Origin of the sequence: Variovorax sp. YR266 (genome assembly GCF_900107295.1) — a bacterium.
GTDB lineage: Bacteria > Pseudomonadota > Gammaproteobacteria > Burkholderiales > Burkholderiaceae_C > Variovorax.
Window position 1 is genome coordinate 1,117,385 of sequence record NZ_FNPM01000001.1, and the last position, 13,344, is coordinate 1,130,728.

Below are 13,344 nucleotides of genomic sequence, written 5' to 3' on the forward strand. Positions count from 1 at the left end.
TTTGCTTTAAGAAAAAGGCAGACGGCAGGTTAGCCAGCGCCCTCCCCCACGCCAAGGCACGAAGCTGCGAAGAAATTGACCATGGCTGCGAAAGACGCAGCCGCCCCCACGTCGGTGAGTCAGTCAGTCGGTCAGTCAGCCCGACTGAACGCGCCGCACGTACTCAGCAGGCGTTGCCTCGAAGCGCCTGCGAAACGCGCGATTGAAATGCGCCGCGCTCTCGAAGCCCACCTTCGCAGCCGCATCGCCGGGCCGCAGCCCCGCGCCCAGCATCAGCATGCGCGCCTCTTCCAGACGCAGGTCGCGAATGCAGCGCATCGGCGTGACCCCAGCCACCTCGCGAAAGCTGTGCGCGAAGTGCGAAGGGCTCATGTGCACGTGGCTGGCAATCTCGGCCACCGACAGTGGCCGGCCCAGATGGCGGCGCATGAAGGCGATGGCCGTCTGTATGCGTGCGCCTGCCTTGGTAACGGCGCCCGCGCTGCGGATGGCGGCAGCGGCCTCGGAGCGCAGCAGCCGCAGCACGATTTCTTCAACCGCCAGCGGCGCGAGCGTGCGGCGATCCACCGGGTCGTCGGCCGCCAGCAGCAGGCGGGCAAAGGCCTCGACCACCTCCGGCCCCGCCGCAGCCGTGAAGTTCTCCGTCACACGGGCGGGCTCGGCCAGCGTGCCGCTTTCTGCCAGCGCGACAAAAGACTTCACCAGCATGTCGGGCGGCAGGTCGAGATGAATCGCGAGGTACGGATGCTCGGCGCTCGCCCCGACGACCGTGCCGAGGCACGCGACCTCGGCCCCGAGCACCAGGCACTGCGTGGCGCCATAGTCGAGCGAATGACGGTCGCCGAGGTGCGCGGTCTTGCGGCCCTGCAAGACCACCACCACGCCCGGCGTGAGGCGCTGGGTTTTCTCGTAACGCACCGGGCGCGAGAACCGATAGCAGCGCAGCCCCGGATACAGCGCATCGGTACGGCCGTCCGCAGGGGTTCGCGCCGCGACCATGTCGCGCAGACGGGCCCAGGCGGCGGTGGGAATAGCCTCGGGCTTGTTGTCGGCGACGGGCGAAGCTGGCATCGGTTTTGTTGTGGGGAGAAGAAGAAAAGCGCGATGCGCAGCGTTGCCGGTTGGCGCGTGCCCGTTGTCAAGGGCGCACAGCTGTTGCTATTGGGCGCCGCCGACGTTCTTCCGAAGCGCTTCGCGCACTGCGCTGGTGGCGCCATTGACGATATCGATGCGCACCAGCAGCGCGTCGTTGAGCAGGCCCAGCAAGGCGCTCAGTTCGGTGCGGCTGGGGGTGAGCACCTCGCTGTCGTTCAGGGCGCTGGTGTCGACGAGCTTTTTGAGTGCGCTGTAGGCGCGCATCACGTCGTGGAGGGTGTCGGCGTCGTCGCAGGCTTGCAGGGCGAGATCGTCGAGATTCGAAGATGCCGGCTCAAAGCAATTGGAGCGAGCACGATCCTGTGCGCGGGTGGGTACAGATTCAGCCACGGAGGCCTCCAGTTGGGTTCGGATTGCTACAGCCGACACCTCCGCTTCCAAACGGTGGCGGCAGCTCGAACGGGTTGGAAGACCGTGAACCCTCTTGCGAAAGCCGGCAGGGCGTGAGCCCTCCCATCCGAGCCACCTAAAAAGGCACGCGAACGAAAAAGCCGCAGACCATGTGCGGTGACTGCGGCTTTCGTCGCAGAGAGTTCGACGGGCTTCCAAACCCGATCGCGCATTGCGCGACAGCGGGGAGTATATCGGAGCCACCCGCCGAACATCTGCTCAGGATTTCATGCGACAGCTATATCAGTCTCGAAATTGGTCGAAATTTAATTAAATTTCTAAAAATTCTCAGAAACACCCAGCTTCTTATCCAATTGATTTAAAAATCTACCCTTCAATAGATTAGCCTCTTGGCCTTGAGCACCGCGAAGCAAAACAAAAGAATTCCCCATCAATTCTCGAAAGTTTCGATGATTCGCCATCGAACCACCGGTCATATGGATAGTTAATAACTTGAAAAACACCATCTCAACGACGAAGGAATTTTTCTTAAAGTCTCTCAGCAAATCTTCAATCATTTTCATTGCATCAAGATCATCTGAATCTAATGCAAGAAAAACGGATAACACTCGAACCAAAGTTCGAGGGTCTGCGGCGCGCTCACGAATGAAAAGTTGAAGCTTAGGAGTGGCGAGAACTTCAGCAATAATTGCCACCATCACTTGCGGAATTATTGCGCGCACAAGCGAGCTAGCACTTTTTCCAAAATTCCTTTCCTCACCTTTCCCGGCAATACCTTCAATAACTTCTTTTGCCTGATCTGGCAGGGAAAGTATCACTGCAATTGATGCGTTTGCCCACATCTCCAAAGCCAAATCAAAGCTACTTCGCTTTAATTCAACATCATCTACCAATTCAGAATTTCTAAGAATCACCGAAAAGGCTCGCAGGCTTTCCATATAACGAGAAACCTGATCGATATCCGGGAGATGCTTTCTCTTTCTGGTGTGCTCATGATCGGCCGACAATTCATTAGGCCTTTCGTTTTCGAGCTCTTTTTTATAATGCTTCGAGTCATTGGAGAGAATCTTCTTTTGAATTACCTCCAAAACGTCTTGATCTATTGCCGCATCAAGCCGATCAATTTCATCCAAAGGAAAATCAACGTCAATCTCCTCTGCCATTTGGCTACAAAGCTCTCCCGATTTCCTCAAGACATCCGCACGATCACGATGCAGTCCGGTGAAAAGATCAAGCTCGGTCACGTAACGATGAACATTTTTTGCGGTTAATGCATCACGCCACATACTAGGCGTTTCTGCGAATTTTCTTGCAAGAAAAAAGGCTCTAAAGCAATCAAACTTAAATCCCACCCGGTGATCAAATGAATAAATCAATCCCTTTCTGATCAATTCCGCAGAGAATCCATCAGTTGACACCGAAAGGCCTCGTTTTTTAAAATATTCAGCAATAAAGGAATCAAAATCCACCACCGGAACCCAGTCAGCATCTTGACTATCAAGTAATGTCGCAAATTCTGCCAAGAAGTGCTGCTGTATGGTTGAATCAAATTCTTTTCGAGCTTTAGATTCATTGAATTTTTCCAAAAGCCCTTCAATCAAAACTTCAATTGCTGAAGCTTGATTTATGACATTCGCATTCGGCCTCTGCTCCAGCACCCATGATAGAACGGAAACTAAAAATGGCGTAGTTGGAACTCGGAGTCGAGAAAGTAATTTATTGATGACATCGACTCTTTGCTCAAGAGCCGCATCTCCTGAGCCGAACCATCTCTTGACAAGCTCCTTGGTGTGTTTTCGCCTAAACGTATGAACATAAACTTTTTGAGCAATTGAATCGAGATGAGAAGACGCATTTCCCGTTACGCTTTCCAAAATTTCTTCCGAAGCGGCCAAAATGTATCGGGCTTTCGGATATTGCATCATTAGTCCTCGAACTACATCGACCACCTTTGCGTCATGGGGGCGAACGTTATCGATGCAAACCAATGTCTCCCCAGCATCCAGTAGCTTAACCAGATCTCTTCTAGCAATTTCACTTCCACAAAACTCAACAGCCTGTTCCAGCAGTCCAGCTGATGTCATTTTTTTGAGGGCATTTACATCAAGCACCAACCCAATGCGGGCAATAGGGTGGAATTCTTGATAGTAATTAACTGCAATTTGGTGAAGCAATAGAGATTTACCGGCCTCTCTCTTCCCTACCAGCAAAATTGTCCGTTGCATGGCTGCCAGCGCGGCAAGGCCTGTATATGACCCCGGAGGCGGTTCTGCCCCTTTCATTTTCGCAACAAGTTCTTTTTCAGAAAAAACCGAAAGTGGTGGCTCAACAAAAATTGCCCCCATAGATTTAGGAGCTAATTCCGAGGAATTATAAGAAAGCAGCATGGAGTTAGCTCGTTCATGAACTGCTTTTATTACTTCGCGGTGAATTACAACCTTAGTGCCCTGTTGATGTGTTGTAAATGGCGTCTCCCACTTACCCATTGGTGCAAATCTATTTGCATCATCAAACTCATTTCGCTCCAAATAATACTCTCGGGCATTAATCAGCCAGCGCAAACCTTCTCGATCAATATCAATGATCGAGTAACCATTAAAATACTCTCGCGTTTGATACACACAACCTGTATTACTCGTAAACAAATTCCCAATATTCGAATGCAGTGAATTGGCGTTGTTATCATGTTTATGACCGCACAAAAACCCATCAAAATTCAAAGTTAGGTACCTTTGAATATTTGAACGCTCCTCAGGAGCGAGCCACTCTAAAGGATGATGAAATATCGCAATTCGCATATCAATTCCTGGATCAGCAAGCTCCTTTCTCGCAAGATCCAACGCATATTCCCCAACATATAAGGATCCATAGTCATTTCTCCCGCCGCCTTGCGTCATCCAAGCCGAATTAAGACAAGCAAATCCAATCTTAGACGCCCCATTTGATATAACTTTTGTGTAAAAAATCGGATGCCTTGAGAATGCATCCTCATCAATTACAACTGCAAGCTTTCGAAACCCGGCCAAATGTTCCCACAATGGGACAGATGCGGGATCTAATGCTTGCCGCACCAATTCGCTCGCCTCATCAGGTGTTTTTATTTTTTCAAAAATGGGAGAAAGAAATTTCGCCCTGCGACCAAGATCAACATCGTGATTTCCAGGGCAAATTAGAAAAGGCAAATCACTGCCGACAGTATTTCTTATTTCAGAGACAAAGTGACTCAAGATTTTTTCAATATTGACATTATTCGTCTGTCCTTTTGCCGCAATGTCGCCGGAAAAAACCACAGCAGCGGGCTTATTCAATTCACATACAGAACGAATATCCCGGCATAGTGCAGAAATTACCGTTGACTGATGAAGATCCTCGGTAAAGTGAAGATCTGATATATGAATAATTCTGAACACAATCCCTCCAGGATTTTTTGTTTCTGAAAGAAACTAGTATCCACATTCTCTGAAATTCCGCCATGGGGAAACCCCATTAGGTCGTCTCACCGCGTGCCAAGCGGATGTTCTTTTCAGATTGGTTTCTCATTTCTATATTTGCCTTAAAGTCAATTATCTTCTGCCTGTTTGTCCGTATATTTGCAAAGATAACTGCGAGACACTCCCTCCCGTCCAAGAAGGAGTGCCCTCATGCCAATCGCCTTACTAGCGCTGACCCTCAGCGCCTTCGCCATCGGGACGACCGAGTTCGTCATCGTTGGCCTCATCCCCACTGTGGCCGCCGATCTCGGCATCGGCCTTCCCTCCGCCGGCCTGCTGGTCAGCCTCTATGCGCTGGGCGTCGCCATCGGCGCGCCGGTGCTCACGGCCCTCACGGGCAAGCTGCCGCGCAAGGCGCTGCTGCTCGGGCTGATGGCGCTGTTCACGGTCGGCAACTTGCTGGCGTGGAAGGCGCCGAGCTATGAATCGCTGATTGCCGCCCGCGTGCTCACGGGGCTGGCGCACGGGGTGTTCTTCTCCATCGGCTCGACGATTGCCACCGGCCTGGTGCCGAAGGAAAAGGCGGCGAGCGCCATCGCGATCATGTTCACGGGCCTCACGGTGGCGCTGGTCACGGGCGTGCCGCTGGGCACGTTCATCGGCCAGCACTTCGGCTGGCGCGAGACTTTCCTGGCCGTGTCGGCGCTGGGCGTTATCGCCTTCATCGGCAGCTGGATCTTCGTGCCAAGCAACATCCGCCACACGCCGCCGGCCTCGTTGGCGCAGCAAGCCAAGGTGCTGGCCGAGCCGCGCCTGTTGCTGGTGTATGCGAAGACGGCCATCGGCTATGGCGGCTCGTTCATTCCGTTCACGTTTCTCGCGCCGATCCTCACTGACGTGTCTGGCTTCAGCGCCGGCGCTGTGGGCTGGGTGATGCTGGTGTACGGCATCTCGGTGGCGGTGGGCAACATCTGGGGCGGCAAGCTGGCCGACCGCATGGGCCCGATTCCGGCGCTGAAGATCATCTTCGCGCTGCTGGCCGCGGTGCTGCTGGTGTTCAACTTCGCGGCGCCGCACAAGTGGCTGGCTCTGCTGGCGGTGCTGATGTGGGGCGCGGTGGCTTTCGGCAACGTGCCGGGGCTGCAGGTGTATGTGGTGAAGCAGGCCGAACGCTTCACGCCGCAGGCGGTAGACGTGGCCTCGGGCCTGAACATCGCGGCTTTCAACCTGGGCATTGCCGGCGCAGCCTGGGCCGGTGGGCTGATCGTGACGCACCTCGGGCTGATGCACACGCCGTGGATTGGCGCGCTGGTGGTGCTTGTCTCTCTGGCTCTCACGCAATGGAGCGGATCGCTTGATCGGCGTGCAGGCATTCCGGTTCGCGCTTCGGGGCCGGTGCCGGTCGGTCACTGAACCTCCCCTCTTTTTTTCAACACGCAAGGACAACACACATCATGAACACGAACAACAACACCATTCCCGCCTTCGGCCTCGGCACCTTCCGCCTGAAGGGCCAGGTGGTCATCGACTCGGTGAAGAACGGCCTCGACGTGGGCTACCGCACCATCGACACGGCGCAGATCTACGGCAACGAAGCCGAGGTGGGCCAGGCCATTGCCGAAAGCGGCGTGGCCCGCAGCAGCCTCTTCATCACCACCAAGATCTGGACCGACAACTACGCCAAAGACAAGCTGGTGCCCAGCCTGAAAGACAGCCTCGCCAAGCTGCGCACAGATCATGTCGACCTGACGCTGATCCACTGGCCCTCGCCCGGCAACGCGGTGCCGGTAGCCGAGTTCATGGGCGCGCTGGCCGAGGCCAAGGCGCAGGGGCTCACGAAGCGCATTGGCGTGTCGAACTTCAACATCGCGCTGATGAAGGAAGCCATTGCGGCCGTGGGCGCGGAGCAGATCGCAACCAACCAGATCGAGCTGCACCCCTATCTGCAGAACCGCAAGGTGGCTGAGTTCGCGAAGAGCCAGGGCATTCACATCACTTCTTACATGACGCTGGCTTACGGCAAGGTGCTGGGCGACCCGGTTGTCGAGGCGATTGCCAAGGCGCACGGCGCGACCACGGCGCAGGTGGTGCTGGCGTGGGCTATGCAGCTGGGCTACGCGGTGATTCCGTCGTCTACCAAGCGTGCGAACCTTGAAGGCAATCTGCGCGCACAGCAGCTGAAGCTGACGGATGCGGAAATGGCGCAGATTGCGGCACTCGACCGCAATGAGCGCCTTACCGATCCGGCCGGTCTGTCGCCGGCCTGGGACTGATTGGCCGCCGGTTTCATACCTCCTACCAATACACAGGCTTGAACCCCCAGGCCTGTGCTTCGAACCCGGTGAAGCTGATGGGGTTGGCCACGGCACTCGCTCCGGAGGTGTTGCTGGTGAGTCCGATGACCACCGGCGCCTGCGCATTGCTCGCCCCGAATTTGCTCTGGATGTACCAGTAGCCTGGCACTTCGGTGGACAGCAGGCTCCAGAGCTGCGTGTCGGAGTCGCCCAGCGCCTTGGGCTGCATCACCACCGGCCCCGAGCCGGTGGTGGCATGGGGTTGCAGGGTCATGACGTACTCGGAGCCCATCAGCGTCTGCAGGTACCACCATCCCGGCGCCAGCGGCCCCGCGGGGACGAACAGCCACTGCTGGTTGACGGTCTCGGGCTGGTTGACGGTGAACCCGATGACCTGGGTGTCCTTTGCGGCGCTGTTCCCGTACACGTCCAGCACATAGTGGTTGCCGGGCAGGTATTGGATGTAGTACGGCCCGAGGTTCAGTTCGCCCGTGGAAGTGCCGGGTGCTTTTGCTGCCCCCTTTGTTGCGATAGTCGACATCGTCGTTTCTCCTTTCCAGGAATGCGTTTGCTTGCTGCTGTTTGTGGATGCCGCTCAGGGCAGCACGGGGCCGTGGTCGTGTTTGACCCAGTACTTCTCCACGAGGACTTCCGCATGCGCGATGTCGGCATGCTTGCCCTTGTCCTGCAGCAGGTCGATGGCCTGCTGGTAGGTCGTGTTCTCCGGAATGAAGAACGGCAGCGTCGGGTTGATGTTCGTGTAGCGGTCGCCCAGCAGCATCTTCGCGATCATCGGCATGAGCTCTGTCGATGTGCCGTTGAGGCACATGTCGAGCATCGGCGAAGGCCTCGCCTGGTTCATGAGGAACGGCGGCGTGTTGTTGAACGGATTTGCAACGCCGTTCATCCACTGGTCGGCGCCCCAGTTGTGGGTGTCGCTGGCAACCCAGTCGGGCATGTAGCCGGTGCCGAAGGTAATGGCCGTGATGTCCTCGAGCTTGTGCCCGGCCTTCACGGCCAGCGCAATCGCCGCGACTGTAGGGTCGTGATTGAAGAAGGCGCCGTCTACGTTGCCTTCATACGAGCCCAGCTGTCCGGGCATCGCGCCGCTCGAAGTGGCCGCCTTCGCGATGGTCACGTCGCCGAGTTCGGGGTCCATGTTCGTGTACATCAACGGCTTCCACGGTGTCGGCGTCTGCAAGGAGTCCTTCACCTCGAGCCCGCCGACGTTGAAGGACACGAACAGCACCTTCTGCCAGTCGACATCAGAGACTTTCATTTCCTTGTGCAGTTCGAACTGCGAGTCGTAGACATCCGTGATCTTGTACGCGGGCTCCTTCGGGTTCGTGTTCATGTTGTCGTAGAACTCGATCTCGCCCCTGCCCTCGCGCGTGGTGAAGAAGGTGATGAGTTCCGGCGGCGTCGTTCCCGCCAGCAGCTCGCTCGTGATGATCGAGCCCGTCGAACACCCGGCGATGAGGTCGGTGTTTTCGAGGATGTTCGGGAACTTCGTGTACAGCTCGTTCAGGATCGTGACCGACATCAGCCCTCGTATGCCACCGCCAACGAACGAGAGGATGGTGAATTTCGTGTTTTCCGCCATTGCCAACTCCTTTCAAGAGAAATGACTTCCATGAAATAAATTCCCGGCCGGGGAAGCGGAGTCTGGGCGCTGGTCGCGTTTGTCGCTACGAGTGAAATCCCGTTCAATCCATCAGCGTAATTCCGAAGGCCGCGCAACGATTCGGAACGCACCACAGTGGGACAAAAGCTGCGCGAAGGTACTCGTCTTCATGCAGCTGAGTTGCGAAATTCGTCGAGCGCGTACCTAAGTTCGCGCTCCTCTTCAAGGGTCAGCGCAAGTGCCAGTTCGCGAAAGCTGGATTGGTAACAGGGCAACATCAGCGCTGCGATGAGTGCGTTGGCGTTATTGCTGCTGTTGTTTGCGATGTGCGCGTGGCACGCGGCGATGCTTCGATAGATATCGATCGCCTGTGCAACCAGTGCAGAGGGTTGCGTTGTCGCGGTGTTCCTGACGCTGCTCATGCCGACTCCTCATAGCGCGCTTCGTATCGCGCCATGAGGCAACTCTATTCACGCTGGCTTGCGGTGGGGAGTAACAACATCGTCGTGAATCGCGCGCTGGCGGCGCTCGAGTAGCCAGCGCAGGTGAACTCTTGAAGAACGCTAGAGCCCGAAGGTCGCGACCGAGGCCCAGAACGCTACCCAAACTGCACCAAAGCCCACCAGAACCATCGCGACCACGAAGACCACGAGATAGCTCAGGCGAGTCACGATACTCGGCGTGCTCGGAACGCAGCGCCAGTAGATCAGCGCCGCCCAGAGAAGCAGTGTGACCGCCACGACTGCCGCGACGGGCCCCGACAGCGGCATGATTCGATGCCGCTCCAATGCCGTCAGGCAGACATTCAGGACCGGGATAGACACGGCCCAGGCCAGCACGTTCAATACGAGGCGCAAGGCGACTCTCATCGGATCGCCTCGCCCTTGAAGAAGTGTCCGGACATGGGGCTTTCCCATCCGGGCGTCTGGAAGCCCGGTGTGGCGATCAGTGGCACGTAGCCCATGACGCTCTTGAGCAGACCTGCGACGTACGAACTGCTGTTGTATTCGCCCGGGCGCATCCGCGATCCTCGGATGTTCTTTGGCACCGAGTACGGAGCTACGTAGCTCGAAAAGCTCTGTGAGTTGACGACCAACCTGCGTGCGAACTCCTGCCGGCTCATGCCCTCGGGCGGTTGGAGTTGGATCCTCACCTTCACCCCGGCGGGGAGCGAGTTCTCGTACTTGTTGGTCCTGATCAAGCCCATGTTCTTGAAACCTGCCTCGGTCATCGTCGGTTGACCATCGATCACGGTGATACCGCTGTACGCGTCGTCGATGATGATGGACAAATGTAAATCGGGCGGATCGGGCCAGCTGACGTATCCAGCCAGACCTGCGGCGATGCGCCCATAGAGGGTAACGGTGGGCTCCGAGTGCTGCGCCCGTGCGACGGAATTCGCGCCTGTAGTAGTCATAGATCCTCCCCTTTTGAAATCTCGAAACTGATTTTTTCGAGAAGCATACGGGGTGGATATTTCAGCCACTCAGGCAGCTGCGCGGGCGCTTCAGGAACCCCTACGCGTCGCAGCCCAGTCCGAAAGAATCTGCACAGCCTCACGGTCGAGCTTCTGCTCCGCAGGAAGGCTGCGCTCTGTGAGCGTGGCACCAGCTTCGGCGCGAAGCGCATCGACATCGATGGGGTGCCGCGCCGCCACAGTCACACCCTTGAATGCCTCGCCCGACTGCGCGAGCGACGCGGCGTAGTACAGCTTGGTGATGCCCGCGATGTGCATCGCCGCCACGCACATGGCACAAGGCTCGCACGAGGTGTAGAGCTCGCAGCCCGACAGGTTGACGGTGCCGAGCTTGCGGCAGGCGTCGCGGATGGCTTCGACTTCGCCGTGTGAAGTCGGGTCTGAATGCGCGACGGAATGGTTGAAGCCTTCGCCGACGATCACCCCGTCTTTGACGACGACTGCGCCGAAGGGCTCGGTGCCTGGCTCCTGGAGCGCTTGTGCCGAGAGGGCCAGTGCGCGTTGCATGAATTGCTGTTGGTACATGGTGTTCAGGCCTTTCTGGCGCTGCTGTCTAGCGCCGTGAGCGTGTTCGTGGCGTGGTGCGTTTTCGGCGAGAAGAGCCCAGCCGTTGCCGCGGCATAGCGCCGCGGATCGAAGCACAGCATGAGCGGCAGCAGCAGCACCACGACTACGGCAAGGTAAGCCCATGCGAGCGTGAAGCCGCCAGTGTGCTCGCGCACCCAGCCGGTGACGAAGGGCGCGAGCGCGGCGATCATGAAGCCTACGCCCTGCATGAAGCCCGCGAGCGCGCCGGCCTGTGCAGGGTCTGGCAGGTGATCGAGCGCCAGCACCATGCACAGCGAGAACGCACCGCCGAGGCCGAAGCCCAGCACGACGGCGATGGCGACGGCCGGCACAGGCGCATCGAAGGTCAGCGCGCAGAAGCCCGCCAGTTGCGCAACCAGCGTGAGCAACAGCCAGGGCCGCAGGTCGCGCCCCCGGCTGCGCGCAATGGCGGGCATGGCGAGCGCGGCGACCACCTGCGCAGCCGTCATCAGCGCAAGCACCGAGCCGCCCTGTTGCGCGGTCCAGCCCTGCTGGGCATAGAAGTGCGGCAGCCACGCGACGAGGCTGGTGTAGCCGCCGTTGATGAGGCCGAAGCACGCCGCCAGCAGCCATGCGCGGCGGCTTGCGAAGCAGCGCAGCCACGAGAGGTTCTGGCGCGGCGCATCGGCGACAGTGAATTCCATGCGACGCATGTTGAGCCAGTACAGCAGCGCGAAGGTTGCGAGCAGGGCCCATATCGCGAGGCCCGCATGCCAGTCGGGCTGCGCGCCGCCGAATGCGTGCGCCACCCACGGGCTGGCCATGGCGCCAAGCCCGCCGCCGCCCATGATCGCGGCGGAGTACAGCCCCGTCATCACGCCGATGCGCGTCGGGTAGGCCTGCTTGACGACGCCGGGCATCAGCGCCTGCACCAGCCCAACACCCGCGCCCGCGAGCGCCGCGCTCCACAGCAGCGCAGCCGCGCCGCCCGCCACATAGCGGCTCGCACAAGCGAAGGCAATTGCTACGAGCCCGAGCGCGACGCCGCCGCGCGCGCCGATGCGTTGGCCCACCGCCGCGCCGCACAGCGACGTGGCCCCCATCGCGAACATCGGCAGCACTGTGAGCAGCGCCACCGCATGAAAGCCGATGCCGGTCGCAAGGCGTATGGGTTCGAGCAGCGGGCTGCTCGACGTGAGAAAGGCACGCAGGTTGAGCGCCACCAGCACGATCACTACCGCGAAGGCGACGCCTCCGTCACGACTGCGCCCTGCCCTCACAAAGACGCCACGTCGGCCTGCAGCACGCCGTTGCGCGCCACGATGCGGCCGCCCGCCACCACCAGCTTGCGCACGGGCCGCGACACCACGGCCTGCGCGACGGTCTGTGCATCGACCAGCACGAGGTCGGCGCGGTTGCCGGGCACGAGGCCGTAGGCCTCGAAGCCGCAGCCGCGCGCGCCGGAGTGCGTGACGGTGTCGAGTGCGACTTCGATCTCGTCGTCGCGGCGCAGGTTGTAGCGCAGGCCGATGATCATGGCGCGCTCGAGCATGTCGGGGTTGCCGTAGGGCGACCAGGTGTCGCGGATGCCGTCGTTGCCGCCGAGCACGGTCACACCGGCCTGCCGGCAGGCCATGAGCGGCGGCACGGTGCGCGAGGGCGGCGCGCTGGTGACGAGCACCACGCCGAGCCTGGCCATGCGCGCGAGCAGCGCTTCGCGCTCGCGTTCGCTCACGTCGCCCAGACAGAAGCCGTGGCTGATGGCCACCCTGCCCTGCATGCCCAGCGCCTCTGTGCGCTGCAGGATCAGGTCGAGCGAAAACGCGCCCATGGCGCCGGGCTCGTGCAGGTGGATGTCGATGGGGCGCTGGTGCTTGTCGGCAATGCCGAACAGCACGTCGAGCGACTTCACCGGGTCGCCGTCGATGGCGCAGGGGTCGAGGCCACCGAGCACGTCGGCGCCCTGCGCAAGCGACTGGTCGAGCAGCTCGGCCGTGCCGGGGCGGCCCAACAGGCCCGACTGCGGGAAGGCGACGATCTGGATCTGCTGCACGTCGCGCAGCACCTCGCGCGTGCGCAGGGTGCCTTCGAGATGGCGCAGGCCGGCCTGCGTGTCGACGTCGACGTGCGTGCGCAGCCGCGTGGTGCCGCGCGCGAGAAAGGCCTTGGCGAGCACCAGCGACTGCGTGGCCGCGTCGTGCCCGCTGGAGTGGCGAAAGGCGCGCTCGTTCTCGATCTTGTCGGTGAGGTTGGTGCCGACTTCGTTGCGGTACCAGTCCATGCCCCACATCGTCTTGTCGAGGTGGGTGTGGCCTTCGACGAGGCCGGGCAGCAGCAAGGCGCCCTGGCCGTCTTCGATGGTGGCGCCGGCCGGTGCGGCAAGCGCGGTGCCGATCTCGGCAATGCGCCCGTCCTGCACCCGCACGTCGACCGGGGAGGCGCCCATGGGGCGCACGTTGCGGATCAGGAGCGATGGCATGTTGA

13 protein-coding genes are annotated in these 13,344 nt (G+C 59.3%); 2 read left to right on the plus strand and 11 right to left on the minus strand.

Annotated elements, in window-relative coordinates:
- Nucleotides 1-135: 135 nt before the first annotated feature.
- The 3 genes from BLW48_RS05185 to BLW48_RS05195 form a co-directional block, all read right to left on the minus strand.
- A complete protein-coding gene (locus BLW48_RS05185; protein ID WP_093173100.1) occupies nucleotides 136-1,071 on the minus strand; it encodes an AraC family transcriptional regulator in 936 nt (311 codons plus the stop codon).
- Nucleotides 1,072-1,158: 87 nt separating this feature from the next.
- Nucleotides 1,159-1,485 carry a hypothetical protein gene (locus BLW48_RS05190; RefSeq protein ID WP_093173102.1) on the minus strand — a complete coding sequence of 109 codons (327 nt, stop codon included), beginning with the start codon at nucleotides 1,483-1,485 and terminating at the stop codon, nucleotides 1,159-1,161.
- A gap of 338 nt (nucleotides 1,486-1,823) precedes the next feature.
- Nucleotides 1,824-4,916 carry a metallophosphoesterase gene (locus BLW48_RS05195; protein ID WP_177142269.1) on the minus strand — a complete coding sequence of 1,031 codons (3,093 nt, stop codon included), beginning with the start codon at nucleotides 4,914-4,916 and terminating at the stop codon, nucleotides 1,824-1,826.
- A gap of 231 nt (nucleotides 4,917-5,147) precedes the next feature.
- Between BLW48_RS05195 and BLW48_RS05200 the strand changes: the two genes are divergently transcribed.
- Together BLW48_RS05200 and dkgB are read left to right on the plus strand one after the other, a co-directional pair.
- Nucleotides 5,148-6,350: an MFS transporter gene (locus BLW48_RS05200; RefSeq protein WP_093173104.1), complete on the plus strand. Its 1,203-nt coding sequence runs from the start codon at nucleotides 5,148-5,150 to the stop codon at nucleotides 6,348-6,350.
- A 41-nt stretch (nucleotides 6,351-6,391) separates the two neighbouring features.
- The gene (gene dkgB, locus BLW48_RS05205) at nucleotides 6,392-7,210 is read left to right on the plus strand and encodes a 2,5-didehydrogluconate reductase DkgB (RefSeq protein WP_093173106.1); all 819 of its coding nucleotides are present in this window, start codon (nucleotides 6,392-6,394) and stop codon (nucleotides 7,208-7,210) included.
- Between the two features lie 22 nt (nucleotides 7,211-7,232).
- Here the strand turns inward: dkgB and BLW48_RS05210 are convergent, their stop codons facing one another.
- From BLW48_RS05210 to BLW48_RS05245, 8 genes are all read right to left on the minus strand, one after another.
- Nucleotides 7,233-7,772 (minus strand): hypothetical protein, encoded by a 540-nt coding sequence (locus BLW48_RS05210; protein WP_093173108.1) that lies wholly within the window; start codon nucleotides 7,770-7,772, stop codon nucleotides 7,233-7,235.
- Nucleotides 7,773-7,826: 54 nt separating this feature from the next.
- The gene (locus BLW48_RS05215) at nucleotides 7,827-8,834 is read right to left on the minus strand and encodes a patatin-like phospholipase family protein (protein ID WP_093173110.1); all 1,008 of its coding nucleotides are present in this window, start codon (nucleotides 8,832-8,834) and stop codon (nucleotides 7,827-7,829) included.
- 188 nt (nucleotides 8,835-9,022) lie between these two features.
- The gene (locus BLW48_RS05220; protein WP_093173112.1) at nucleotides 9,023-9,277 is read right to left on the minus strand and encodes a hypothetical protein; all 255 of its coding nucleotides are present in this window, start codon (nucleotides 9,275-9,277) and stop codon (nucleotides 9,023-9,025) included.
- Nucleotides 9,278-9,418: 141 nt separating this feature from the next.
- A complete protein-coding gene (locus BLW48_RS05225) occupies nucleotides 9,419-9,712 on the minus strand; it encodes a hypothetical protein (RefSeq protein WP_177142270.1) in 294 nt (97 codons plus the stop codon).
- A gap of 8 nt (nucleotides 9,713-9,720) precedes the next feature.
- Nucleotides 9,721-10,272 carry a hypothetical protein gene (locus BLW48_RS05230; protein WP_093173116.1) on the minus strand — a complete coding sequence of 184 codons (552 nt, stop codon included), beginning with the start codon at nucleotides 10,270-10,272 and terminating at the stop codon, nucleotides 9,721-9,723.
- A 90-nt stretch (nucleotides 10,273-10,362) separates the two neighbouring features.
- Nucleotides 10,363-10,857, minus strand: coding sequence for a nucleoside deaminase (locus tag BLW48_RS05235; protein WP_093173118.1), 495 nt, complete (start codon nucleotides 10,855-10,857; stop codon nucleotides 10,363-10,365).
- 5 nt (nucleotides 10,858-10,862) lie between these two features.
- Nucleotides 10,863-12,140, minus strand: coding sequence for a cyanate transporter (locus BLW48_RS05240; RefSeq protein WP_093173120.1), 1,278 nt, complete (start codon nucleotides 12,138-12,140; stop codon nucleotides 10,863-10,865).
- Nucleotides 12,137-13,339 (minus strand): amidohydrolase family protein, encoded by a 1,203-nt coding sequence (locus BLW48_RS05245; protein ID WP_093173122.1) that lies wholly within the window; start codon nucleotides 13,337-13,339, stop codon nucleotides 12,137-12,139. Before BLW48_RS05245 ends, BLW48_RS05240 begins: the two co-directional genes overlap by 4 nt.
- Between the last annotated feature and the right edge of the window lie 5 nt (nucleotides 13,340-13,344).

Excerpts from the sequence above, each read along its gene's own strand:
- BLW48_RS05210 (WP_093173108.1), bottom strand. The coding sequence starts at position 7,772 with ATGTCGACTATCGCAACAAAGGGGGCAGCAAAAGCACCCGGCACTTCC.
- BLW48_RS05185 (WP_093173100.1), bottom strand. The coding sequence starts at position 1,071 with ATGCCAGCTTCGCCCGTCGCCGACAACAAGCCCGAGGCTATTCCCACC.
- BLW48_RS05200 (WP_093173104.1), top strand. The coding sequence starts at position 5,148 with ATGCCAATCGCCTTACTAGCGCTGACCCTCAGCGCCTTCGCCATCGGG.
- dkgB (WP_093173106.1), top strand. The coding sequence starts at position 6,392 with ATGAACACGAACAACAACACCATTCCCGCCTTCGGCCTCGGCACCTTC.
- BLW48_RS05245 (WP_093173122.1), bottom strand. The coding sequence starts at position 13,339 with ATGCCATCGCTCCTGATCCGCAACGTGCGCCCCATGGGCGCCTCCCCG.
- BLW48_RS05230 (WP_093173116.1), bottom strand. The coding sequence starts at position 10,272 with ATGACTACTACAGGCGCGAATTCCGTCGCACGGGCGCAGCACTCGGAG.
- BLW48_RS05215 (WP_093173110.1), bottom strand. The coding sequence starts at position 8,834 with ATGGCGGAAAACACGAAATTCACCATCCTCTCGTTCGTTGGCGGTGGC.
- BLW48_RS05235 (WP_093173118.1), bottom strand. The coding sequence starts at position 10,857 with ATGTACCAACAGCAATTCATGCAACGCGCACTGGCCCTCTCGGCACAA.
- BLW48_RS05220 (WP_093173112.1), bottom strand. The coding sequence starts at position 9,277 with ATGAGCAGCGTCAGGAACACCGCGACAACGCAACCCTCTGCACTGGTT.